This window comes from Thiocystis violacea (genome assembly GCF_016583575.1).
In the GTDB taxonomy this organism is placed as follows: domain Bacteria; phylum Pseudomonadota; class Gammaproteobacteria; order Chromatiales; family Chromatiaceae; genus Thiocystis; species Thiocystis violacea.
Window position 1 is genome coordinate 44,774 of record NZ_NRRG01000008.1, and the last position, 25,078, is coordinate 69,851.

Sequence of the window (25,078 nt, forward strand, 5' to 3'; positions counted from 1 at the left end):
AGACCCATGACCCCAGCCGCCAAGACCGCACTCTCGACGACCATCCGCGCCTTGCGCGAGCGTCTGCTCGCGGATCTGCACGCCGCGACCGAGACCGCGTATCGCCTCGCCATCCGTGTCCAGGATGCCGGACTCGACGAGGCGGCGCGGGCGCGCCGTCGTCGTCTGGAGGACTGGATCGCCGAGCAGCGGCGCGCCCAGCCGGACGGCAAGTCCGCGCGCGGCGTCGAGGACTTCCGGCGCGAGGCCGAGAAGCAGGCCGCCTATACCCTGCTCAATCGGCTGGTGATGCTGCGCCTGCTGGAGGCGCCCGGTCCGGATGGCTCCGCGCACGAGAAACCGCTGCGCGCCCCGGCCGTGCTCACCGGCGGTTGGGAGAGCCGGGCTTACCTGGATTTCCGCCAGCTCGCCCCAGCCCTGGCGCGTGGCGACGACACCGAGGGTTATGCCTTTCTGCTGCGGTTGATCTTCGAGGATCTGGCCACCGAGCTGCCCGGTCTCTATGGACCGGCGGGCGTGGCGGACCTGATCCCGGTGCCGGCCGCCACGCTGCGCCAGGTGGTGGAGGCGCTGGACCGGCCGGAGTTGGCCCCCTGTTGGCGCGATGACATGACGCTCGGCTGGGTCTACCAATACTGGAATGACCCCGAGCGCGAGGCGCTCGACGCCAAGCTGCACGGCGGCGGCAAGCTGGCGGCGCACGAGATCGCCAGCAAGACCCAGATGTTCACCGAGCGTTATATGGTCGACTGGCTGTTGCAGAACAGCCTGGGCGCACTCTGGCTGGCCATCTGTCACAAGAACGGCTGGACGCCCGAAGTCGCGTCCGATGGCACCCTGGCGCGTCTGGAGGAGCGTCGCGTCGCGTGGCGAGCCAAGCGCGAGTCCGGCGAGGTCGCGCTCACCGAGCTGATGCCGCTGCACACCGAGACCGAGCGGCGCTGGGCTTATTATGTCTCTCAGCCGATCCCCGAGGACGCCATCGAGCGAGCGCCCGCGAGTCTCCGTGATCTTCGTCTTCTGGATCCGGCGGTCGGTTCCGGTCACTTCCTGGTCGGCGCGCTCGACCTGCTGTTTGCACTTTATCGGGAAGAGGCCGGGCACCGGGGCCTGACCGAGCATCCCGACTGGGCCGACCGCGCCATCCTTGAGCACATCCTTGCCCACAATCTGCACGGCATCGATCTCGATCCGCGCGCGGTGCAGATCGCCGCCGCCGCGCTTTGGCTCAAGGCGTGCCGGCTCGCGCCTGGAGTCCGGATCGAGCGGCTCAACCTGGTCGCCTCCAATCTGCGTCTGGCGAGTCTGCCCGACGACGATCCGGCGCTGCTGGAGCTGCGCCGCGAGGTCGAGCGCGCGATCGGATTCCCCGCCGCGCTCACCGATACCCTGGTCCAGGCGCTGCGCGGCGCTGACCATTGGGGCAGCCTGTTACGGGTCGATCGCGCGGTCGAGGAGGCGCTGGATCGGCACGACGCGGCGCTGGGCCAGCGGCTTCCGGCGCAGGGCGATCTCTTCGCGGGATTCGAGCCATCGCGGCGAGCGCCGATGGATCGGGAGGAGGCGCGGGCGACCCTGCACGAGCGGCTGGAGCGCTTCCTGGCCCAACACACCAACGGCGACGATCTGGGCCTGCGTCTACGTGGCGAACAACTGGCCGCCGGGGTGCGCTTCATGCGGATGCTGGAGGCGGGGAGCTACGATCTGGTGGTGGCCAATCCGCCCTATCAGGGCACCGCCAAGCTGGCCGACGCGCGCTGGGTCGAGCGCCACTATCCGCTCGGCAAGGCGGACCTCTATGCCGCCTTTCTGCTGCGCGGGCTGGAGCTGACGCGCGAGGGCGGGGTGTCGGCCATGCTCACCATGCGCAACTGGATGTTCATCAAGCAGTACGCGGGGTTGCGGGCGCATCTGCTGGAGCGGTTCGATCTGCGGGCGTTGGGAGATTTCGACCGAGGCGCGTTCGAGGACGTGCCGGATGAAGTCGTCAGTGTCGCCGCGAGCATCTTTCGCAAGGGGCCGCCTTGCGGCGAGAGCGTGGCGATCTGTCCGACGCCGCGGGATGACAGTTCGCGTGATGGCCAGCGAACATCACGCAAGCGCGCTGCAACACTTTGTCAAGTTGGGCGGCATGACTTCGATCCATCGGCTTTACAGGTCGTGCCAGAGTGGTCACTGGTGTATTGGTGGTCGATCGGTAAGCTCTCGAAGTATTCGAAACTTCCGAAAATAGCCGACATCTGTCCTGCAAAAGCAGGTCTGCAAACAGCCAATGACACAAGATTTCTACGAAAACCTTGGGAATTACTCACTAAAGCTACGCAGACAAATGGTGGATGGGCGGCTTACACCAAGGGAGCGGAAGGACGGCAATGGATCGAACCTCTTAGTTTTCTGATTCGCTGGTTTCAGAATGGTCTTGATATCAAGATTGCCGAAATCAACGGAAAGCAAGCGGCGCGACCACAGAACGAGCATTTGTTCTTTAAGCGTGGGATCGCGATTAACACTGCCGGATCGGCATTTGGTGCGCGCCTTCACAGATACTTGGGGATTTTTGGCGATAAGGGACGTTCGTTGTTTCCTCAGGATTTTGAGACTGTTTTGTGCGTGCTCAATTCGTCGGAATTTCGAGCCGATATGCAGTCGCTAAATCCGACAATCGATTTTACGGTAGGAGATGTAAACCGCCTCCCACTCTTCCCCATCGCCAACGCCGATACGATCTTCGCGACCATCGAACACGCCTTCACCGAGCACGAATCCCACCGCGAGCCCTCGGTCGAGTTCAAACACCCCGGCCCCTCGCCCTGGCGTCATGCCCAAGACTGGGCACAGCTCGCCGTCGACCGTCCCGAGGGCGCGCCGCTACCGCCCTATGAACCAGAATCCGACCCCGAGCCGCCGACCGATCATCTGAGCTTCGCGCTCGGGGTCGTGCTCGGGCGCTTCGGTGGCGGTTCGGATCTGGGCGGGGAGGGCATCCTCGACCCGTTGACCGCCGACCTTGCGCACGCGCTGCCCGATGGCCTCTGTTTCCTCGACGGCACACTCGACGGCGAGGATCGGCGCGACAGTCTGGGCCATCCCGCCGCCGCCCCGCTGCACGCAGCCTGGGAGAGCCACGGCACCGCCATTGGCACCCGGCGCAGGTCGCTGCGCGAGTGGCTGGCACTCGATTGTTTCAAGGACGTGCACCGCCCGATGTACGAGAACCGTCCGATCCACTGGCCGCTGTCCTCGGCCAACCGCGTCTTCGTCGCCTGGGTCAATATCCACCGCTTCACCGAGCGGACGCTGCGTCTGCTGCTCGCCGACCATCTCTATCCGACCCTCACCCGGTTCGACGGGGCGCTCGCCGATCTGCGCGCCGCCCGCGATGGCGCGGACCCCAAGGCCGCGCGCACCGCCGAACGCCAGCTCGCCAGCTCGCTCAAGGCCAGGGACGAACTGGCCGACTTCATCGCGGCGGTCGAACAGTGCGCCGACCGTGGGCCACCGCCGACCGACGCCAAGTGCCCGGCGCGCGAGCGCGACGCCCGCTACGACCCCGACCTGGACGATGGGGTCATGATCAACGCGGCCGCCCTCTGGCCGCTGCTCGATCCCCAATGGAAGGATCCGAAAAAATGGTGGAAGGAACTGGCGACGGCGCGGGACAAGAAGGACTACGACTGGTCGCATCTGGCCATGCGCTACTGGCCCGAGCGGGTCGACCGCAAGTGCCGGACCGATCCCTCGCTCGGCGTCGCCCACGGCTGTTTCTGGCGCTACCACCCGGCGCGCGCCTGGGCCTGGGAACTGCGTCTTCAGGACGAGATCGCCCCCGATTTCCGGATTGAAGAGTCGCCCTACCGACCTGGCGGCCAGGATCTGGAGGATCCAGGCGACGCCCCGCACCGCACCGCCTTCCTGCGCGAGCATCCCGAGGACGCCCTCCTGATCGTCGAGAAGGAGGCCGAGCGGCGCATGGGGCGCGGTGATAAGCGCAAGGCGGTGCCGGAGCTGACCATTCTCGAATCGGGCCTTTGGTCCGCGCGGCCCGCGCCAATCTGGGCGATGGAATTGCGCCTGTCCGGCAGACAGGAGGCCCACTTCCGTCTGCGCGCCCCGGACGAGCCGACCGCTCGCGCCGAGTTCTTGCGCGACTGCCCGGAGCCGGCACTGGCCGCGATCGAGCGGGAAGCCGAGCGGCGCATGCGAAGCGGCGGCAAACGTCGACCGATTCCCGAGTTTCCCATTCTTGAGCCGGGCCTCTGGACCGCGCGGCCCGCGCGGGTGTGGGCGATGGAACTGCGTCTTGCCGAAAAACAGGAGGCCGATTTCCGCCTGAACGCGCCCGACGAGCCGACCGCCCGCGCCGAGTTCGAGGCCGCCAATCCCGGGCTGGTCCAGGAGCGCTGGGCGTTCCTCGCCGATCTCGCGCGACGGGGCGGTTTCCTGCAATCCATCGACGATCAGGGTCAGGACGACTCAGCGGCCAGCGATCTGGGTGAAGACGAGGCGGAAGAGGAGGAGGTCGCGCCATGAGCACGTCCTACAACCACGCCCGATTCTGGAAATGCGCCCTGCAGGTCAATCCAGAGGGCTATAGCCGTGCTTATCGGGGGCAGGATCAGGGTCTGAACGGCGACGATTATTTGAAGGCGTTGCTGCGGGCCTGTCAGGAGGCGGACATCGAGGTCGTCGGCATCGCCGATCATGGCAGCGTGTCCGATGTGGACAGCATCCGGAATTTCCTCTCGCCACACGGCATCCTGGTGTTTCCTGGCTTCGAGATCGCGACGACCGAAAAGGTGCATTGGGTTTGTCTATTCGATGAGCGCACGACCACGGAGCAGCTCAATCGCTATCTCGGAGTCCTCCGGCTGACCGATCCGGAGGACGGTGTGAGACCCTCGAAGCTGGGCGGTGAGGAGCTGCTTCGGATCGTGGAGGAAGAATGCGATGGTTTTTGCTATGCGGCGCATGTCACGCATGACAGCGGATTGCTCAAGCAGAAGGCGAATCACCTCTGGAAGTCGGCTCGTTTAAGAGCGGCACAGATTCCCGGCCCAATCGAAGATCTTCCCTGCGAATACAAGCCGATCGTTAGGAACCAGAATCCCGACTATCAACGCGAAACCGAGCTGGCCATCATCAATGCGAAAGACGTGGCGCGACCGGAGGATCTGCTGGATCCCTCGGCATCCTGCTACATCAAGATGACCCGCCCAACCTTCGCGTCCTTCCTCACGGCATTCATGGATCCAGGCTCGCGGGTGCGGCTCCATCACCAGATGGCCGAGAGTCACTATGGACGGATCAAGCGACTGACGATCGCCGGCGGCTATTTCGAGCAGGTGACCGTTGACTTCTCCGACCACCTGAATACCGCGATCGGCGGGCGGGGCACTGGCAAGTCCACGCTGCTGGAGTGTGTGCGCTATGCCCTGGATGTCGACTACAAGGGCATCGAGGCCAGACGGCTGGGTGAGCAGATCCTCAAGGCGAATCTCGGTGGAGCGGGCCGGGTGGAACTGGAGGTGATCTCGGCCGCCAATCAGGGCCAGCGCTACCGGGTCGTCCGCCGCTACGGTGAGCCGCCGCGCGTCCTCGACGCCGCCGGCAATGTGTCCAATCTCCATCCGGGTCGCGATCTCTTCCCCAGTATCGAGATCTACGGTCAGAACGAGATCCATGAGCTGGCGCGAGAGGCATCCGCACTCACCAGGATCCTGGAGCGCTTCCTTCCGCCGGAGGCGAAACAGGCGCCGCGGCTTGTCCATGTCAGGAAGCGCCTCACGGAGAATGCCGTGAGCCTGGAGCGGGCCTGGTCCAATCAGGACGATCTGGAGCAGATCATCGAGCGATTGCCCAAGCTCACGGAGCAGGCGGCACAGTTCAAGGCGTTGGGAATCGACGAACAGCTCAAGCAGGTCCCGCTGTTGGAAAAGGAGCGCCAGCTCAAGCCACGCATGGATGAAGAGGTGCAGCGAATCGAGGATGCCGCGCGGATTCTGGCGGATTCCTTACCAGACCCGGCCTTCCTGAGCGACAAGGCACTGACTGGACTGCCGCATGCCGCACTGCTCGGCGGCGGCCGGGAGATTCTCGACGCGCTGAAGGTCTCGGCGAGCAAAAGCCTCGACGAGTTGCGTGCCGCCGCCGCGACGGCCCGCGCTGGTCTGAGCACCCTGGGTCAGGATCTCGCGACCGCGCTCGACATCGCCTCACAGGCGCTGGAGGCCGAATTCGCCAAGCTTCCGGATGTCGCTGGACGCGGCGGCGCGGAGGTCGGACGCGCCTATCAGTCCTTGTTGCGCGAGATCGAGCAGATTCAGCCTCGGAAAACGGGTCTGGATGCCGCGCGGAAGTTGACCGAATCACTGGAGCAGGAGCGGCGCAATCTCCTCGGGGAATTGTCCGATCTGCGTACCCTGCGCACTCAGGCCCTGCAAACCGCGGCCAAGCGGCTGAACAGGCGTTTGCGGGGCAAGCTGCGCATCCAGGTCATCCCAGGAGGAAATCGGGCGGCGCTGAAGACCTGGTTGTGCGCACTACCGGGGATCAACGACAAGCGCGCGGGTTGGATCGAGGAGGTCGAGGATCCGAGCATCCCGACCCTGGTCGAGGCGATTCGGCAGGGTGAGGAGGTGCTGCGCGGTTTGGGCTGGGGGATGACCTCTGGAATGGTCGAGAAGCTTGCCCGGTTGAGTCACACACAGCTCCTGGGGCTGGAGGTGATCGACCTCGAGGATCAGATCGATCTTCAGCTCAACGTCTCGCATGATGGGGAACTGTATCGTTCGCTCCATGAGCTTTCGACCGGTCAGCAATGCACGACGATTCTTCACCTGCTGCTGCTGGAGAACCCGGATCCATTGATCATGGATCAGCCGGAAGACAATCTGGACAATGCCTTCATCGCGGAGCGGATCGTGCGGGAATTGCGCGACGCCAAGACCCATCGACAATTCATTTTCGCGACCCACAACGCGAACATTCCGGTATTCGGCGACGCGGAATGGATCGGTGTCTTCACCGCGACCGAAGACCATGGATTGCTGGGAGACGCGTCACAGGGCTCGATCGATGTCCCCGAGATCCGTGACCAGGCGGCCCGCATACTCGAAGGCGGGAAGGCGGCCTTCATCCAGCGCCAGGCAAAATATGGCTACTGACCGACCATGACCAAGAGCGAATTGCTGGAACTGATCGCCAACGGAGAAAACTCCGGTGTCGAATTCAAACGTGACGATGTCCGCCCCGAGCAGGTCGCCAGGGAGATCGTGGCGCTGGCGAACTTTCAGGGAGGACGGCTGCTGCTCGGCGTCGAGGATGATGGCGCGCTGAGCGGCATCCAGCGCCCGAATCTCGAAGAATGGCTGATGGACACGGTGTTCGGTCAATACGTGCATCCGATGATCCTGCCCTTCTATGAAGAGGTGCGGGTCGAGCCGGGTGTGCGAGTCGCGGTCGTCTCGGTGACTCAGGGGACCTCTAAACCCTATGTCGTTCGGTTCAAGGGCAGCGAAGAGGTTTACGTGCGCGTGGGCAGTGTCTCGCGCAAGGCGACACGCGAACAGCAGGCGCGGCTGTTCGCGCTCGGCGGCATGCTGCATACCGAATTGCTGCCGGTCTCGGGGACGGGGCTGGACGATCTCGACCTGGAGCGGCTGCATGACTATCTGCACAACGTCATTCAGGATCCAGCGGTTCCCGAGGATCGGGAGGCTTGGGAGCGACGCCTCCGCGGCATGGGTTTCATGACGGAAGGCCAGGGCGGGGCGCCCATCGGCACCATCGCCGGAATCGTCCTGTTCGGGCGCCGGCCACGGCGTGCCCTGCGACAGGCGGGCGTGCGCTGGATGGCTTTCGATGCGGAGACGATGGAGTATGCGGCGGCCGATGATGCGGTTCTCGATGAGGCTCTGGTGGGGTTGTGGAGGGACAGGAAAGGATCGCGCGAGTTAGAGCGTGGCGGACTCATGGAGCGGCTACTGGAGCGTATGCAGCCCTTCGTGAGCGACGAGTCTTCCGAGATCGCCGATGGTGTGCGCCGGGACCGGCAGTGGCGCTATCCGCCCGAGGCGCTCCGCGAGGCGATCGTGAATGCCTTCGCGCACCGGGACTGGACGCGCGTCGAGGATGTCGAGGTGGTTCGCTATCGCGATCGGCTGGACGTCAAGAGTCCAGGAGCGTTGCAGAACTCCATGACGGTTGAAAAGATGCTCGCGGGTCAGCGCTCACCGCGCAATCCGCTGATCGTCGATGTCTTGCGGGACTATGGTTATGTCGACGCGCGGGGGATGGGCGTGCGGACCAAGATCGTTCCGCTCCTGACCCGACACAACGGCAGGCCGCCAGACTTCGATGCGACGGAAGATTATCTGCTCGTGCGGATGTATGAGCCCGTGTCTCCGGCGCGACCGGACACGCCGCTTGCCAAAGGCCCGTCATGACGATGGATCTCGGTCCTGTTTCAAGTGCGTTGGAGGCCGAGGTGCGCACCTGGGTGCGTCGCCACGGCATCGTCGTCTGGCTCGATCTGGACGATCATTACTCGGCCTTCGTCGACCGACTCGCGGCCTTGCATGAGGCGGGCGGACTGCCCTATGAGGTCCGTGCCTACCGGGGCAGTTACCTGGCCCTGATGCTGGCGCTGGAGGGCGTCGCCGAAGGCGCGGAGCGGGTTCCGCTGTTGCTGCATCTGCCCGGTTTGACCGAGGAATCGGTGCGCGAGACACCGCTCTATGAGTTCTATGTCGCCGGCACCCGCTATCGCAAGGCGCTCGATACCCTGATCACCGAGGCCGCGACCGGACAGGTGCGCCCCGACCAGATCGCGGCCTTCAAGACGCAGCCGGTCATGACGCTCGCGGGCGCGGATCTCTGGCTCGCGGCGCTGCTCGACGAAGACGCGGGTGAGTTTGTCGCGGCGCTCCGCGCGATGGCGCCGACGGCGGTGTTCGACGATCTGCTCGGGACCGGCTTCATAGCCGGGCATTTCGGTCGTCCCGATGCCGAAGCAGCGCTCTGGACCCATTGGCGGGTCTGGACCGGCCTGCCGGCGACCTGGCGTGAAACGACCTTGCCCGCGGTCTCGCTGACGGCCGGGGACATGGCCTTCGCCGTTGCTGGCTGGGTGCTGTGCGTCGAGTATGTCCATGACCTCGGGCGGGCGCCGGTCAGTATGGTGCTGGCGGGGGCGAGCGATCTGCCGCGCGGTCTGGTCGACCGCTGCCACGCCATCGCCGCGCATCTGCGCGAGCGCCATCCCAGCTTCTATCAGCGCACCGCCGACGAGACCGAAGCCTTGCTGACCGAGGAGGTCGAGGCGGCGAAGGCCGAGGATCTCGGTCGAATCGACACCTTCCGTTTCGAGGAAGAGCGGGTGCTGAAGGCCGCACTGGCGGCTTTGCAGGCCGCGGATTGGGCGCGCGCCGCGGACTGGGCGGAAGCGCGCGTCGGGTCCAAGGCCAAGGGATCTTCCTTTTGGCTGCGCGACGACCCCGCGCGTCAATCGGCTTGGCAACTGGTTCAAGCCGCCGCCCGGCTCGGTCAGACGATCGAGTGGGCTGGCGACCTGGGCGCGGAGGGCGAGCTCGCGGCGGCGGTCGCCGCCTATACCGAGCGCGGGGCGGCGGTCGATCGGACGCACCGTCATCTGGAGCAGCGTCGCGTCGCGCTCCTCTATCCGCAGCTCCCCGAATTCGAGGTGTTGCGTACCTGTCTCGATGAGATGCGCGGCCACTGGCGCGCCTGGGCCGACACCTGGGCGCGCGCGTTCAACAGGCGCTGTCGCACCCATGGGTTCCTGCCGGAAGCGGCGTCCCGGCAGCGCACCCTGTTCGACGACGTGGTCAAACCCCTGACTCGCGAGTCTGGGACGACGGCGTACTTTGTCGTCGATGCCTTCCGTTACGAGATGGCCGAGGAGTTGTATCGCCAGCTCATCGATACGCCCGCGACCACGGTGACGCTCAAGGCGCGCCTGGCTGAGCTGCCGACCTGTACCGAAGTGGGCATGAACGTGCTCGCCCCGGTGGCGATCAATGGCGAGCTTGCGCCCGCGCTGTCGAGCCGTGAGGGTGGCGGTCGGGTGTTGGGATTTGCCTGCGGCGAGTTTCGCGTCTCGGATCCCGAGACACGTCAACGGGCCATGCACGCTCGCGTCGGGGGTGGAACCTGTCCCTGGATGTCCCTCGATGAGGTCGTGACCCGCGATACGGTTTCGCTCAAACGCGCGGTCGCGCAGGCCCGCTTGGTGGTCGTGCACAGTCAGGAGATCGATGAGGCCGGCGAAAAGGGCGTGGGTCCGGCGGTCTTCGATCATCTGATGCAGAAACTGCGCGCGGCCTGGCGTCTGCTGCGCGACGCCGGGGTGCGACGTTTCATCCTGACCGCGGATCATGGGTTCCTGCTGCTCGATCCAAGGGCCGGCGCGGTTCAGGCCCATGGCCGTCGCATCGATCCAGGACGCCGGCACGTCTTTTCTCCTGTCGCGGCCGATCATCCCGGCGAGGCGCGGGTAGCGCTGGCGGATCTGGGCTATCTGGACGCGCCAGGGCACCTGATGTTTCCGGAAACCACGGCACTGTTCGACATTGGGCGTCACCGCATGAGCTTCGCGCATGGCGGAAACAGTCTCCAGGAGCGCGTCATCCCGGTCCTGACCCTGGTGCATCGAGCCGCCGCCGGAGGACGCACGCAACGCTATGCCGTGTCGGGCGAGGCGCGCGAGGGTGTGGCTGGGATGCATTGTCTGGCCTTGAAAGTCGAGATCGTCGCCCAGTGCGAACTCGACTTCGGCAGTCCGCGAGAGGTCGAGTTGGCCCTGCGCGTGCCGGAGGTCGCGGACGTGCGGGTCGAGCTGTGCCAGACGCGGGGTCCGGCACGCCTCTTGGGCGGGGTGGTGTGGGCGACGGTCGGTCAGCCATTCGAGCTGTTCTTCCGCCTGTCCGGACCCGCTGACGCGCGGGTGTTGATCGAGCTTTATCATCCTGGGGCGCTGGCCGAGGTGATGGCCGCCGTGCTCGAGCCCCGCTTTGCCGTGACGGCCGTGGGCGCGCCGATCGCGCCGGCCGGGGAGGGGGCGGCCGTCATTCCCACGCCGACCGTGGGCTGGCTCGAACAGCTCGCGGAGGACGGTGTCCGCCAGTTCTTCTCGCACCTGGCCGAGCATGGGGCGGTGACCGAGAGCGAGGCCGCGTCGATGCTCGGCGGGCCGCGCGGTCTGCGACGGTTTGCGTTGGATTTTGAAACCTTCGTGGAAAAGGCGCCGTTCACTGTTCGTATCGACATGATCGGGGGGGTGAAGCGCTATGTCCGGGAGTGAACGATGACCGCCTTGACCCAACGGGATGTTGAACATGTCTTCGAGTCACTGCGCAAGGGGCTGGTCCCTGAACGCGGCATCGATGCCTTCGCGGTGGGGAGCGAGAAACCGCGGGGTGAGTTGCAGCGTCAGCTCGATCTGGCCCGAAACGGGGAGGGCGCCATCAAGTTTCTGCGTGGCGGTTATGGCTGCGGCAAGACCTTCATGGCCCGACTGGCCATGCTCGACGCGCAGTCGCGCGGATTCGCGACCAGCTTCGTCGTGGTCTCGGACAATGATCTGCGCTTTCACCGCTTCGATGACATCTATCGCAAGGTCATGGCCGAGCTCGGCACGGCCTCCTGCCCGCGCGGCGCCTTGGGTGACATCCTCGATCGCTGGATCGGCCGGATCGAGGCGGCGCTGATCGCCGCGGGCGAAGACGAGAACGCCCCTGGTTTCGATGACCGGGTCCGGCGACGACTCGACGAGGATCTGGCCTCGCTCACTGGGGGGCAGGCGCCGCGGGACTTCATCCGGGTCATCCAGCAGGTGTTCGCGCTGAAGCAGGCCGGCGAGTTGGTCGCCGCTGGCGCCTTGCTATCCTGGCTTGGCGGCAGTGGTAATGTCGCCGCCACGATGAAGCAGACGGCCGGGATCAAGGGTGATATCGGCAGTCGCGACGCACTCGACTATCTGCGCGGCGTGCTGGAGATCGTCAAGGCCGCCGGCTATACCGGTCTGGTCATCGTTATCGACGAGGCCGAGACCATCCTGCGGATGCGCTCGGATTCACGGCACAAATCACTCAATGGGATTCGCCAGATCGCCGATGCGGCCGGATCCTATCCAGGGTTGGTCTGGCTCTTCACCGGGACGCCCGACTTCTTCGATAGCCGTCATGGGGTGGCCGGTCTGACGCCCTTGCATGAACGCATCCGATTTCTCCAGCAGGGGCGCTTTGCGAGTCTGCGTCAGGCCCAGCTCGCGCTTGTCCCCTTCGATGCCGAGCGGCTGCGCGCCGTGGCCCTGCGTCTGCGCGAGATCTTCCCGACCCTTGATCGGGCGCGCCTGGAGCGCTGCGTCAGCATGGGCTTCATCGACCGGCTGGTGGCGGACGTGACCACCGGCTTCAAGGGGGATGTAGGCGTCGTCCCCAGGCAGTTTCTGCGCGCGTTCGTGACGCAGATGGATCTGGTCGAGGAACATGCCGATTACGATCCCATGACGGAGTACGGTTTCAAACCCGATCAACTCAGTCCGGAAGAACAGCAGGCCCTGCTGGGTGAACCCTCGGGCGCCGACGCGACCGAAAACGAGATGCTGATTCCACGGGAAGATGTCTGGTGAGTGTCTTCTCGCGCTTCGCGCCTCGCCTGCAACAGGCGATCGTCGCGCAGCTCGGTTGGACGAGTCTGCGCGCGGTGCAGGAGGACGCTGGCGAGGCGCTTCTGGCGGGCGACAATGCCATCATTCTCGCAGCTACCGCTGGCGGCAAGACCGAGGCGGCGATCTTTCCGATGCTGTCGCGATTCATCGAGGATCCACCCGATGGGGTCGGGGCTCTCTACATCGCGCCGATCAAGGCACTGCTCAACAACCAGTCCGAGCGGCTCGGGCGCTATACCGAGATGGTCGGGCTGCGGCGATTCGTCTGGCACGGCGATATTAGCGATGCTCAGCGACGCGGGTTCAGGAAAGCGCCCGCCGAACTGCTGCTGACCACCCCTGAATCCCTGGAGGTCATGCTGGTGTCGCCACGGGTGGACGCCGCGCGCCTGTTTACCGACCTGCGCCTGGTCGTCATCGACGAGGTCCATGCGCTGGCTGGAAGCGAGCGCGGGGCGCACCTGATGAGCGTGATCGAGCGGCTGGCCCGGCTATCGCGGCACGATCCGCAGCGAGTTGGCCTGAGCGCCACGGTGGGCAACCCGGACGCGATTCTTGAGTGGTTGAGGGGTTCCTCGCGTCGTGCCGGCCGGGTGGTCGATCCCGCCAGAGCTCCCGGACGTCGTCAGCTCCTAGTTGCCCACCGACCGGATCTGTTGGCCCTGGCGCGCTCCGCGGCGCACCTGGCCAAGGGGCAGAAGAGTCTCTTCTTCTGCCAGTCGCGCGCCACGACGGAGACGGTGGCCGAGACCATGCGCCATGCCGGCACGGCGGTCTTCGTGCATCACAGCGCGGTCTCGCGGGAGGAGCGCGACCTGGCGGAGGAGCGGTTTCAGCGGGGCTCGGATGCCTGCATCGTCTGCACCTCGACGCTTGAGCTTGGTCTCGATGTGGGCGATCTCGATCGTGTATTGCAGGCCGAGGCCCCGGAGACGGTCAGCTCCTTTCTGCAACGGATGGGACGTACCGGCCGTCGTGCCGGTCAAGCGGCCAACACCACCTTTTTCTGTACCTCGACCGAGTCGCTACTTCAGGCCATTGCTCTGATCGAACTCGCTAAATCGGGCTGGGTGGAATCGGTCGCCATCAATCCGCGCTGCTGGCCAGTGCTCATCCATCAACTGCTCGCGCTCGCGCTGGCGACGGATGGAGTGACGGTCGAGATGGCCTGGGATCAGCTTTCGCGCGTGCCCGATTTCCGTGACATTCGGCGTGGTGAATTCGAGCGGCTGCTCGATTGGATGCGGCACGATCAGTCACTGCGATTGACCGCGGGCCGACTGGTGCTTGGCCCCAAAGCGGAGCGGCTGTTCGGGCGACGCCATTTCATGGAGTTGTACGCCGTCTTTGCGAGTCCGCGAAGCTATCAGGTGGAAACGATCGCGGGCGAGCCGCTCGGCACGCTGAATCAGACCTTCGTCGATCGCCTGGTCGAGGAGGTCAGCTGTTTTCTGCTAGGCGGGCGGGCCTGGGTCGCGTTTCGCCTCGATCATGCCGCGCGTCGGGTGCTGGTCGAGCCAGCGCCGCGCGGCCGGCAACCGAGCTGGGGCGGCTTTCTGCCGCAGTTCCTCGGGCGGGAGATCTGTGCGCGCATCCGGCGCATCCTGGCGGAGGAGGAGACCTTCGGTTACCTCGATCCGTCGGCGGTCGAAATTCTGGTTGAGCAGCGCGAAGCGATGCGCGGTGTCCTCGCCTCTGGAACGGATGCGATCGAGGTCTCGGACGGGGAGCTTCGCTGGTGGACCTTTGCCGGCGGGCGCATCAACGCCACCCTGCGCTATGCCATCGAGGTGGTCGCGGCCGAGTGGACGGTGATTCCCAGCAATTTCCTGATCAAGATCCGAGGCGACGACCTCAATCTACAAGGCTTTCGCTCACGGATCGAACGACTGGGCGATACCGCCTTTTGGCACGACGAGGGGCTTTGGACGGATGTCGCGGCCTCGCTTCCCAATTACCGCTTGAGTAAGTTTCAGCCGCTGATGCCGCCGTGGGTCGAGCAGGAAGTCCTCGCACACTCCTTACTTGATGTCGACGGTGTCCGGCAATGGCTGACGGGATCCAACGCTGGCGCCATGCGCAATTGGTTCAGTCTTCAGTGCGGACTCGCTGAAGCTGGCCTTGTTCCGCCGCTTCGTGCAGAACCCGCGTCTGAGGTGGGCCGTGGATGGCCGGAATGATCAAGTCCCGGCGTCGCTTGGCCCGCTCATGAGTATGGACTGGACACCGCTGGGCGAACCATGACCCGCCATAGGCCATGCCGGGGCCATCGAGTCAGTGGATAGGGGTGACCGGCGGCATGAGAGCCTCGGCGATGTGTCGGTGAACGCTCGTCGTCATGGGGGCGCAAGCGGTTGCGTGGCGGGGATGGGGGAAAACACTTGATCCAACTGCGACCACAGATCCTGCTTCACTCGGCGGACGCGCACGCGCGGCATGAGCGTCAATCGCTCGCTGGCCTCGTCGAAGGTCCAGCGTTGCTTGAGCATCTGTTCGACATCCTGCCCGAAGGTGGCGGGCGGGTACTTCGGCAGGGTGATCCAGCCGAGGATGCGTGCCTCGAACGCGTGGAACAGCTCCAGCTCGGGGATCGGCCGGTACCGATGTTCCAAGGCGCCCAGATGGGCATTGAGCCAGATCAGGGTCGGCGCCCGCGTGTGCTCCAGCACCGCCTTGGTGCTGCTCAGCGTCTCGGCGACGTCGGGTCCGCCGGCGATCACCGAGTTGATGACCACCCGCACGCCCAGTTCCTCCAGGACCGTGAAGAGGTCGTTCTCGACCGCGTACGCCATGAAGGGCTGGAAGCCGTTGCTGCCGACATCGACGACGAAGGGCGTCGCCGCGTCGGCCGCCGAGAGGATCTCGACCAGGCGGTCGAAGGCGCGCGGGTTGATCACATGCTCCTCGGAGAGCTTCAGGTAGTCGCAACGCAGCGGTTGATAGCGCCGCAGGGTCGGGTTGGTGGTGTCGGTGTCGATGCAGCGCACCGGGAGACCGGCTTCGAGGAGGTACTGCGCCAGGATCGAGGAGACGTAACTTTTCCCGACGCCGCCCTTGGCCTGGAGGGTGATGTAGAGCTGAGACATGGGCGAATTCCTATGTGGCGGATCCGGTGGCTGGGTGGCGGTCGTAAGGGCGTGGTCTGGACAGTCGCTGCCGGGAACCTCTCGCACGACCCGATCCGTCTCTGGAGCGGCGAGGTCGCGGATGGGCGCCGATGGCTTGCGCTAACGGATGTCATCGAGGTCGGCGGTCGGATCCCACGCGAAGGTCAGGGGCGGCACGGCCGGACGGCGTCCCGAGGCGCCAGGCGCTAAGGACGGCGGATCCGCGGGGGCGCTCGGTCGTCTCGCATCGGCCGAACGGCTGGAACCATCCGCCACGGCGCGGCGCGCGCCATCCGGCCGAGGCCCGTCGGCCGCGGCTTCCGCCGGTCCCCTGAGTTGGCGCACATAGCGGCGGAACTGACGCTCGCTCATCGGCGGATGACAACCGAGCGCCTTCAGTCCGCGATAGATCCGTGCGCCCGCGTAGCCTTCCCGCAGACCGGCGACGATCAAGTGACCGTGGATATGGACGAAGTCACCGGCCTCGGAGTGTCCGGCCCGCACCGAGTCGGCCAGGGCTTCCAGTAAGGAGGCCGCCGAGGGGCGATCGTCTTGGGTGGCGTTCATCGCTGGATGGGCAGGCTTCATTCCGTCGTGGCGTCTTCCGATGCAGGCTCGAGGGCACGCGCGTTCCGTCCTGCGATTCGTTCCGGGTGGCGAGTTCCGCTCTCATCGGATGGCCGATGGCGAGGCCATCGTGTCCGCGCCCTGTCCGCAGCCTGTCCGCGGTGCGTCCAAGGCGAGACCGGCGGAGGTCCGGGGCCTGTCCGGCCTGTCCAAGACCTGTCCGATCGGCGTCCGGACCCTGACCGTCCATAGGCCCGCGTGGCGTTCGATCTTAGGGGCTCGCGCGCGGCCTGTCCGGAAGAAACGGTTATTCCGTCCGATAACCGTTGTTGCCTGTCCGCCGACCCTGCCGTTGCTTAGACTCCCTCCTTTCGGGGTGGGCCATCGCGCCTGGCCGTCGGTCGGCGGAGGCGACCGGTTCTTCGGCGCGATCGACTCGGTCGCGGCCAGACCAGCGTCAAGTCCGATGGACAGCCGCTCGGAAGGTTGCGGGGGCGTCGGGTGGCGGTTCCGGTCATCCATCGGGTGGAGAAGGGATGGATCGGCGGCCTCGAAGTCCTTGCCGGCTCGACCAAAAGCGCCGGGTGGAGGCGTCGCGCGGTCACCGAGGCCCATGGATGGCTGGAGGTCGCGCGCGGGCGGCCAGAATCGAGCGCGCGTTCCGTCCGGCACGCCCATCGGTGCCGGACCGAACCCGCCGGGGCTGGCCTGTCCGGCCTGCGTGTCGAACGCTCGGGTGTGGTGGAGGCCCCCCCGGCATCCACCCTAGATACTAGGGTGATTGGCGAACCCCCGATGGATAGAAGGCCCGACCAACAGGAGTCCCGCATGAGCGAATCCCGCTTCCTTGATCGAACCGTGCCGGAGGGCCTGACCTCGCCCGAGGACGCCCTCGCGTCGGTTGTCCCGGCGCCCGACAGTCGCGAGGCCTGGCTCCTACAACAGATCGAGGCGTTGGAAAGCCTGGTGGATCGGCGCTGTGCCCTGATCTTGCCCGTCTTGCAGGACAAGGCGAACGATCTGACCACGGACTTCACCGAGGCGATGCTGCGCGAGCGGCGTCGGCAACCGCCCAGCGAGCGCGGACGCATCGGGCTGCGGGTCAGGACCGCCACGACCTCGGCGCCGGGGATGTTCCAGATCGAGTGGTATCGGGTGCAGGGCAAACAGCGTACGAAGTACCTCCGGCGGGGCAAGGACAAGCAGGGCCGGCCCCGCATGCAGTACAGCCTCGCCAGCTTCGGCCGCATCACCGACTGGGAGGAGGCTCTGATCCTCCACTACGAGCCCCAGTGCGCGCGGCTGCGGTCGCTCCTTCATCACCTCGGTCAGCTCCGCCGCGACCTCCGCCCACTGACGGCGGACGCCCAGGCGCTGCTGGACCTGGAGCCAGATGAGGACGCCCAGTTGGAGATCGAGGCTCGCGGCCTCCCATGAGCGCGCACGGAAACGCTTGGACCTCGGCGCCTGAACGCGCAGGATGCGGCCCGACGACCTGACCCTCGCCGTCTCGGCGCATGGGGCTTCACCGACAGCGGACAGAGGAGCGCGACACCCGATGGGGCATCTGGCCGGCGGCAAATCCGCGTTGACACCCTTGATCGATCGCCTGAACCGCTACCCCATCGGGCTGGTGGACAGCGCGCGGCTGCGCGAGATCTTGTCGCTCCTCTTCGATGACACCGAGTCCTTCGTCGGCGCGCGCTTTCCCCTGCATGAAGCGACGCTGGAGGAACTGGCCGAGCGGACCGGTCTGCCACCCGAACACCTCCAGCCGGTGCTCGAACGCATGGCCGACAAGGGCTTGGTGATGGACCTGCCCTACGCGGGCACGACCTACTATCTCCTGGTCCCCGGTCTCATCGGTTTCATGGAGTTCACCTTCATGCGCCGCCGCACCGATCTGCCGCTCGCCGAACTGGCCCGGCTGATGTCCGAGTATCTGCAGGAGCAGGGGCAGGCGGGACAGGCCGGCGAGTTCTTCGGCAGTCGCACCGCGCTCACTCGTGCCCTGGTCCATGACGCGCACATCCCGGTCAGCTCCCGGATCACCGCCTACGAGGATGCGCGGCGCATCATCCAGGCGGCCGACTTCTGTGCCGTCACGCTCTGCTACTGCCGCCACAAGAAGGAGCACCTGGGCGAGACCTGCCGCAAGGGCGCGCCGGTCGAGGACATCTGCATGGTTCTCGGCGAGGGCGCGCGTTTTCTGGTTCGGCGCGGCTTTGCCCAGGAGCGCGACCAGGAAACCATGCTCGCCACCCTGGAATATGCCCGCTCGCTCGGTCTCACCCATGTGACCGACAACGTCCGCGAGCAGCCGTCCTTCATCTGCAACTGCTGTCGCTGCTGCTGCGAGCTGATGGCGGGCGTCCAGCTGGGCTTCAATGACGGGATCGCCAAGACGCCCTTCCTGGCCGTGATCGACCCGGAGCGTTGCGACTACTGCGGCGCCTGCCTCAAGACCTGCAACGTCAAGGGCGTCGGTCTGGCGCCCGCCGCCCGCCAGGCGCCCAAGGACGCGCGCTTCGCCGCCGTGGACGCCGACGTCTGTCTCGGCTGCGGCGCCTGCCTCCCGGTCTGCGCGCGGGGGGCGATCCGTTTGGTCGAGCGCCCCCAGCGGCCCAGACCCCCCAAGACGCGCGGCCGGCTGTTCGCTCGTATCTTGTGGGAGAAGGGCCGCCTCTGGCCCTTTGTCCTGGATCGGTTGAAGCGACGGTGGCGCTAAGCCGGGTCGGCGAACCTCGGCCGACGCCACGGATAGAGCCACACGCCAGAAAAACGGAAGCGCGACCACGAGCACCCGCCAGGCGCGTGCGTCGAGGTGTTGGCGGGGCCGGTCCTTCATGGCCAGGAAGGGGAGCATGAGGAGCCGCGGCATCGGATCGCCGGTCGTCCTCTACCCGAATCGACTGATCCAGCGATCCAGGGCGTCTTCGGTCGCCGGGTCGATCACCATCTGTTCGCGCAAGCACAAGGAGCGCACATTCTCGACCGTTTTGCGCGCGAGCGTTGGCGCATCATCGGCGCCGGTGCCGAAGGCGTGCCCCTGGAGCAGCAGTCCCCGCAGGACCCAGTTGACATCGACTCGACTGATCGGCTGGTTGTGTAAACGGGTCGCATCGCGGACCCGTTTGCCCGTCTCTTTGAGATCAAAGGCAGAGACAGCGAGATCGGACGCGATGATCCTGAACAGGGCCTGGTAGCTGGCTGGAGCGAGCAACGGCACGCCGGTGACCTCGTGAATCTGGGAGGCGATCGGGAGGATGTCTCGATCCTGGCCCCACCCGTGAGCGGCGGCCGCCTGTCCGTTGGGCTTCGAAGCACGTTCCGCTGGGAGGCTGTGACGCCTGGGGTCGTAGAGATAGCCGCCGGAGCGGGTCCAGTCGATCAGACTCGGCGCGAGGTCGAGAGACTCGACGAGTTTCCGGAAGCTTCCCATCCCGTTCCAGTCGCTGGCGAGGGTCGCGTGCTGGGCGGTGATGAGACTCGCAATCTGGCTGCAGGGGAGGGGGCTGCTCGCCTCGGCGAGCTTGGCCCGGATCATCTTCGTGACGCGCGTGAGCTCGTCGACCACCTTCGGGGGCTCGGTGTCCGGGCTCGCGGGCGCCTGATGCCGCCGTGGGTCGCGAATCCAGCCTCCACCGTCCCAATTCACCTCCAGTGGAGCGAGATCGAGGGCGTCGACGAGCCGCCGAAAACTGCCCCGGCCCGCCCAGGTCGAGGCATCCATACCGTCGACCGAGGAGAGAATGGTCGCCGCCAGTCGCGCCAGGGGAAGCGGCGCCTTGGCCTCCGCGACCGCCGTGCGAGTCAGCGCCAGAGCCGCCTTGGCCAGATCCCTCTCGCTGGGTTGGAGGGCGCTCCTCGGCGGGTCAGGGGTGACGGGCTCCTCGTCATCGTGGAAGCCCAGCGCCTCGCGAACGAACCCGTCTTGATCGATCAGGAGGTCCGCCGAGGCGCGGTAGGCCGCCGAGGGAAAGCCGATCGCCAGCACCGTGGTTCGGCGGTCCCAGCGGCGCAGCTTGCGCAGCACCGGGGTGAAATCCGCGTCCGCCGAGAAGACGATGAATTCGTCGTAGCGGGTTTCCTGCACCAGCAGATCGACGATGTCCAGTACCATGTGAATGTCGGTGCTGGTCTTGCCCTCACTGGTCAGTGCCGGGCAGTCGATGATCTCGAAGCCGGCGAGATTGAACGCCGGGCGGAAGCGTTGATAGACCTGCGGGTTGAGATAACAGCGGCGGACCAGGACGCGCCGGCGCGCCCCATCAGCGGCCGGCTGAGGAAGCTCCAAGGACTCCACCAGCCAGTTCATCCAGCGCTGCGGCGTCTTGGCGAAGCGCTCGGCGATGGAGACGTCGAGCTTGCGAAGCCCCGAATAGACGTTGTCGAAATCGACGAAGAGGGCACTTTTCATCCCAAGGTCCTACCGAAATCCATGTGTGTCTGGAGACTCTACCAGCGGACAGCGTTCTCCGAGGGTCCGCATGGCAACGATGAGACGAGGCTCTCTCTAGCGAGCCAGATCCGATTGTCGCTAGCGGGCGGGAGCCATGATCGAACGCACCGATGTGCGGTTGGCATGGCGAACTATCGGGGGAGGGCGCTCGGAAATGGCGCACGGGCTGGAAGGAGGACAGGAGGCTGGGAGTAGCCGGTGTATACGACTGTCTACCCGCGTACGCGATGGCGAGGGGTGGGGTGCGGCCATGGGCGGAGCCAGGCGCGTCAGGACAGAAACGGCTCAGTGCGGCCATCAAGCCAGATGGCCTCACTGATGGCCGTGTCCCATCAGCGGTCGGATAGAGGGCTCACTTCAGTATCCGCTTGAAGCCGCATTGCCGCCATTGACGACCCCCAGAGACGGCGACCCGCCAGCACGCGAGGATTGCCGTGCAGTTCGCGGCTTGCGTCAACGAGCGCTCCGCTCGCATCTGCGACAACAGAGCCCGCGTCGGGTGCGGTGGACAGCGCTACGCCTTAGGCGTACATTCGACCGATGCTGACCGTGGTCGAGACCCCGTTGTTTCAGAAGCAATGGCCTCTGTATTGGACGGAGGACGAACGCGGCCGCTTCGCCGCCCACATCGCCGATAACCCTGATGCTGGGGATGTGATTCCCGAGTCAGGTGGGTTGCGCAAAATTCGCTGGCCGCGGGCTGGATCCGGTAAGTCCGGTGGTGTCAGGGTCATCTATTACACGCGCACCGCCGCAGGTGAGCTGATTCTTCTGACGCTGTACGCCAAGTCTAAAACAGACAACCTCACTGGCCAGAAACTCAAGGAGATACGCCGTGCCCTCGAACGTTGAGCCATTGAACGAAAGCGAGATCGAGGCCTATGAGGCCAACCGTGATCTCGCGGCGGATTTGCTCCAGGCCGTTGAGGAGATGAAGGCTGGGGAAGGACGTGTGGTATGGTCGCCAGCCCTCGCCGCAAGACAGGAAACGGGGCTCTCTCAGGCCCAGTTTGCACAGTTGCTCGGCGTGTCCGTTCGCACTCTGCAAGGCTGGGAGCAGGGTCGCAAACAGCCTAGTGGTGCTGCGCGGACGCTGCTCGCGATTGCCAGACGAAATCCTAAAGTGCTTCGGGACGTGGCCGAAGATCTCCGCTCGGGCCATTCACGATAGGCCGGAGAATCGCCCCGGTATCCAGTGTCTGCCTGGGGTTGTGCTCAAGCCTGGTCGCCCGCCCCATCAGGGTCGCCGATCGCGTCTCGATGAGTCGCCTCCTCAATCTCGACGTGCTCATCACCTATCACATTCTGGCAAACTATACCGCTCAGGTGATGTTGAGGTGATTGAGGATCATGGGAAGCGTCAAACGATTGGCTGATGAAGTGGCGCGCGGGCTGCGCGAGGTGCACCCGCGCCTGCGCAAGACTGTGGTGAACAAGCTGGCGCTGGCGGTCGGGGCGATGATCGAAGGCCAAACCCCGAACACGGTGGAGTTGGCCAATCGGCTGCCCTTGGACACCGAGCGGCAGGACATGCGCGAGCCATGGCTGAGGCGGTTGCTGAAGAATTCGCGGTTGGGTCCGGGGATGGTGATCGAGCCCTTTGCGCGAGCGGAGTTGGCGAAGGCGGCCAGCCATGGTCAGACGGTGTTGTTGAGCCTGGACCAAACCGATTTGGGCGATCGGATGGCGCGGCTGATGGTGGCGTTGCGGGTTGGTGATCGCGCGATACCGCTGGCGTGGCGGGCTGAGGAAGGGGCGGCCAATATCGGCTTCGCGGGCCAGCAGGTGGTGTTGGAGCAGATCCTGGCCTGGCTGCCGGCCGGGGCGTGCGTGTTGCTGTCGGCGGACCGGTTCTATCCGTCGATGGCCCTGTTCGGGTGGCTCCAAGCCCACGGATGGAGCTACCGACTGCGGCTCAAGGGCCACGTGCTGGCGGATACCGGGCAGGGCGATGAGACGACGACGGGCGCGTTGGCACAAGGGGTGACGGAACGTTACTTCGCCGGTGTGCGCCTGTTTGCGCAGGGGGTGATCACGAACCTCGGGATTCTGCACGAGGATGGCCACCCCGAGCCGTGGATCATGGCCATGGACGCCGCCCCGACACGGGCAAGCGTGCTTGACTACGCCGCTCGCTGGGGCATCGAACCGATGTTCTCCGACTTCAAGGGCCGGGGCTTCGACCTGGAGGATTCGCAACTCCAGCATGCCGAGCGCCTGGAGCGACTGGTGCTCATCATGGCTTTGGCCATGTACTGGTGTGTTCGCGCCGGCCGAGACGAGGCGCTGAACGATCCGACACCTCTCGAAAAAAGTCCAGGCGCAAAACGACCCCGCGCATTGGAGCTTCAGGAAGCTCTATCGCAGCCTGGTCTCGTGGTTCACCCGCGGCCTGCGTCGCCTGAAGCGGTGCCTTCAAAACGACCTCCCGTTGCCCGCTTTTCATACCCGTGAGTAACTGATAGGTGATGAGCTCGACGTGATCGGAGTCCGCTACCGGTATGATTTTACAGATCAACCTTGAGGTTCGGCGCCTGCTTGCCTCACGGCTACTCGGTGGCCGCATTGAGTCAGAATTTGGCCGTCCCGATGCCAGACCGGACTGACAGCAAACCGCGTGAATCAGACCGGGAGCGGTCGCTTCGGAGCGGCCGCTTACATAAACTGGCCCAGGGCTCAGTTGGTTGTCGTTTGGAATCCTGCTCGCCTAAGCGTTTGCGCTCATCAGCATACTTGCAGGCGAGGGTAGTCTTGGGCCATCCGCTGCCAGAACCCTCCGCTCCAATCGAACGCGACGGTGACAACCCAAGACTCGGGCACAGCGTTGATGACCGCTGCAACGGTCTTCCGCCCACATCCCCTCTTCGTTGATGTGAGTGCATAGAATTGTACGAGCTTCGTATCCGCGTCGATCAGTAACTCGACGGCGACGACACCTTCGGCTCCAACCTTCACGACTGGGTTATTCTTGCCGTCTGTTGACAAAGTGCTCGACGCGGAGAGCCGCTGCGGAAAGAGCTTGATATAGCGCAGCTCGGGAATCGCGCTGAGCCCGACGGCCAACCTCTCGTAGATCGGCTCGATGGACCGAAGTGTCCTTGCCTTGCGGATCCTGTCACCGTCGATGAAGGATGGTGCTCGGGGCATGGGTCCGGTTGCTCGCCGCTTAGACTGGCCGTGTAGCATACCGCCGCAGATGCCCAGCCGGGACAGCTTTTTGGCCGGAGCGTCCCAGGAGCGGTCGCCGAGCATGGGTCTGTTTGTGGCGACTAAGGGACGTTAAGTGGTCGCCCCTGTCGGTGCATGGATGGGGTCTTGACTGTTGCCTGTGGCACAAGTCAAGACCTCGAAACCCTCCGCGTGATGCCATTCAGCGTGCGCGTCGCCAGAGCGGTGGCACGATGTTGCCGCGCCGGACGGCCATGATCAGCATCACCACACCAGCGGTGGTGCCAACCAGCAAGGCGACAATGGTGCCTTCCATCCCGAATCTGCCCCCCGTCAGCAATTCCGGCCCTTCGATCATGGCCTTGAACAGGCCGGGCTGTTCGAAGGCACCGGACACAGAGCCGGAGAAGATGCCGCTCTGGGTGAAATTCCAAGCGATGTGAAAGCCGATGCTCAGCCACAGACGACGGGTCAGCATATAGGCAGCGGTCAGCAGCAGACCTGCTTCAATGGTGATGGCCATGGCCCCGAGGATGTTGCCGTCAGCGTTGGACAGGTGCCTGAAACCGAAAAACACCGCGGAAAGCAACAACGCAAGCCAACCGCCCAGCAAATCCTCGACATTGCGGAAAATTGTACCCCGGTGCAGCAGTTCCTCGAAAACTCCTGAGCTCAGCGCCATGGCCACGGACGGCAGCAGCATGGTCAACGGGTTGACTCCTTCGATGCGGTAAACGCCAAGCACCATCAGGATCAGCACGCAAAGCGTATAGAGGCCGGCACCGATCAACATGCCCAGCCCCAACTCACGGCCCATCGCCGGCAGGGCCAGCTCATGAACCGGGCGCTGTTCGATGAACTTCACAAAAGCGATGTACACGGCAAAGCCCATGGCGGCCATCAAGGCTGCCATGGCGATGCCTATCAGCGGCGAATCGGCAAACCTATATTCCCAGAAGCCGTTGCTGATGCCCGCCATCAGGAACAGGAGCGGGCCGAGCAAGATCAAGCGGACGAGTGGGAATTGCAGCACACGTAGCCACAGGGCCGGTTTCGGGTTTGTTTGTTCCATCATGGTGACCTTTC

Annotated in this window: 16 protein-coding genes; 11 read left to right on the forward strand and 5 right to left on the reverse strand. The window is 65.1% G+C overall.

Going from position 1 to position 25,078, the window contains the following annotated elements:
- Positions 1-6 precede the first annotated feature (6 nt).
- The 6 genes from pglX to CKO27_RS06095 are packed head-to-tail and all read left to right on the forward strand — an operon-like array spanning position 7 to position 14,868.
- Positions 7-4,530 (forward strand): BREX-6 system adenine-specific DNA-methyltransferase PglX, encoded by a 4,524-nt coding sequence (gene pglX, locus CKO27_RS06070; protein WP_200373982.1) that lies wholly within the window; start codon positions 7-9, stop codon positions 4,528-4,530.
- Positions 4,527-7,163 carry a TrlF family AAA-like ATPase gene (locus CKO27_RS06075; RefSeq protein ID WP_242470764.1) on the forward strand — a complete coding sequence of 879 codons (2,637 nt, stop codon included), beginning with the start codon at positions 4,527-4,529 and terminating at the stop codon, positions 7,161-7,163. Before pglX ends, CKO27_RS06075 begins: the two co-directional genes overlap by 4 nt.
- A gap of 6 nt (positions 7,164-7,169) precedes the next feature.
- Positions 7,170-8,444 (forward strand): RNA-binding domain-containing protein, encoded by a 1,275-nt coding sequence (locus CKO27_RS06080; protein WP_200373983.1) that lies wholly within the window; start codon positions 7,170-7,172, stop codon positions 8,442-8,444.
- Positions 8,441-11,320 (forward strand): BREX-6 system phosphatase PglZ, encoded by a 2,880-nt coding sequence (pglZ, locus tag CKO27_RS06085; protein ID WP_200373984.1) that lies wholly within the window; start codon positions 8,441-8,443, stop codon positions 11,318-11,320. Before CKO27_RS06080 ends, pglZ begins: the two co-directional genes overlap by 4 nt.
- 3 nt (positions 11,321-11,323) lie before the next feature.
- On the forward strand, positions 11,324-12,649 hold the full coding sequence (gene brxD / locus CKO27_RS06090; RefSeq protein ID WP_200373985.1) for a BREX system ATP-binding protein BrxD: 1,326 nt from the start codon (positions 11,324-11,326) through the stop codon (positions 12,647-12,649).
- Positions 12,646-14,868 (forward strand): DEAD/DEAH box helicase, encoded by a 2,223-nt coding sequence (locus tag CKO27_RS06095; RefSeq protein WP_200373986.1) that lies wholly within the window; start codon positions 12,646-12,648, stop codon positions 14,866-14,868. Before brxD ends, CKO27_RS06095 begins: the two co-directional genes overlap by 4 nt.
- A 156-nt stretch (positions 14,869-15,024) precedes the next feature.
- On the opposite strand, the gene CKO27_RS06100 is transcribed toward CKO27_RS06095, so the two are convergent.
- Both CKO27_RS06100 and CKO27_RS06105 read right to left on the reverse strand, forming a co-directional pair.
- Entirely contained in the window at positions 15,025-15,774 is a 750-nt protein-coding gene (locus tag CKO27_RS06100) for a nucleotide-binding protein (RefSeq protein WP_200373987.1), read from the reverse strand.
- A 141-nt stretch (positions 15,775-15,915) separates the two neighbouring features.
- Positions 15,916-16,362 (reverse strand): hypothetical protein, encoded by a 447-nt coding sequence (locus CKO27_RS06105; RefSeq protein WP_200373988.1) that lies wholly within the window; start codon positions 16,360-16,362, stop codon positions 15,916-15,918.
- 828 nt (positions 16,363-17,190) lie between these two features.
- On the opposite strand from CKO27_RS06105, the gene mobI reads away from it, so the two are divergent.
- Positions 17,191-17,799, forward strand: a complete 609-nt coding sequence (gene mobI / locus CKO27_RS06110; protein WP_242470765.1) for a conjugative transfer protein MobI(A/C) — start codon at positions 17,191-17,193, stop codon at positions 17,797-17,799.
- Positions 17,800-17,920: 121 nt separating this feature from the next.
- Positions 17,921-19,090 carry a 4Fe-4S dicluster domain-containing protein gene (locus CKO27_RS06115; protein WP_200373989.1) on the forward strand — a complete coding sequence of 390 codons (1,170 nt, stop codon included), beginning with the start codon at positions 17,921-17,923 and terminating at the stop codon, positions 19,088-19,090.
- Positions 19,091-19,261: 171 nt separating this feature from the next.
- On the opposite strand, the gene CKO27_RS06120 is transcribed toward CKO27_RS06115, so the two are convergent.
- Complete coding sequence (locus CKO27_RS06120) at positions 19,262-20,782, reverse strand: NYN domain-containing protein (protein ID WP_200373990.1); 1,521 nt, start codon at positions 20,780-20,782, stop codon at positions 19,262-19,264.
- Between the two features lie 582 nt (positions 20,783-21,364).
- Here CKO27_RS06120 and CKO27_RS06125 point away from each other — a divergent pair.
- The 3 genes from CKO27_RS06125 (at position 21,365) to CKO27_RS06135 (ending at position 23,278) form a co-directional block, all read left to right on the forward strand.
- Entirely contained in the window at positions 21,365-21,676 is a 312-nt protein-coding gene (locus tag CKO27_RS06125; protein ID WP_200373991.1) for a type II toxin-antitoxin system RelE/ParE family toxin, read from the forward strand.
- Positions 21,660-21,995, forward strand: a complete 336-nt coding sequence (locus CKO27_RS06130) for a helix-turn-helix domain-containing protein (RefSeq protein ID WP_200373992.1) — start codon at positions 21,660-21,662, stop codon at positions 21,993-21,995. The genes CKO27_RS06125 and CKO27_RS06130 overlap by 17 nt, the downstream gene beginning before the upstream one ends.
- Before the next feature lie 179 nt (positions 21,996-22,174).
- Entirely contained in the window at positions 22,175-23,278 is a 1,104-nt protein-coding gene (locus CKO27_RS06135) for a transposase (RefSeq protein ID WP_200373993.1), read from the forward strand.
- Between the two features lie 270 nt (positions 23,279-23,548).
- Here the strand turns inward: CKO27_RS06135 and CKO27_RS06140 are convergent, their stop codons facing one another.
- Positions 23,549-24,076, reverse strand: coding sequence for a hypothetical protein (locus CKO27_RS06140; protein ID WP_200373994.1), 528 nt, complete (start codon positions 24,074-24,076; stop codon positions 23,549-23,551).
- 118 nt (positions 24,077-24,194) lie between these two features.
- Positions 24,195-25,067, reverse strand: coding sequence for a CPBP family intramembrane glutamic endopeptidase (locus CKO27_RS06145; RefSeq protein WP_200373995.1), 873 nt, complete (start codon positions 25,065-25,067; stop codon positions 24,195-24,197).
- Positions 25,068-25,078 lie beyond the last annotated feature (11 nt).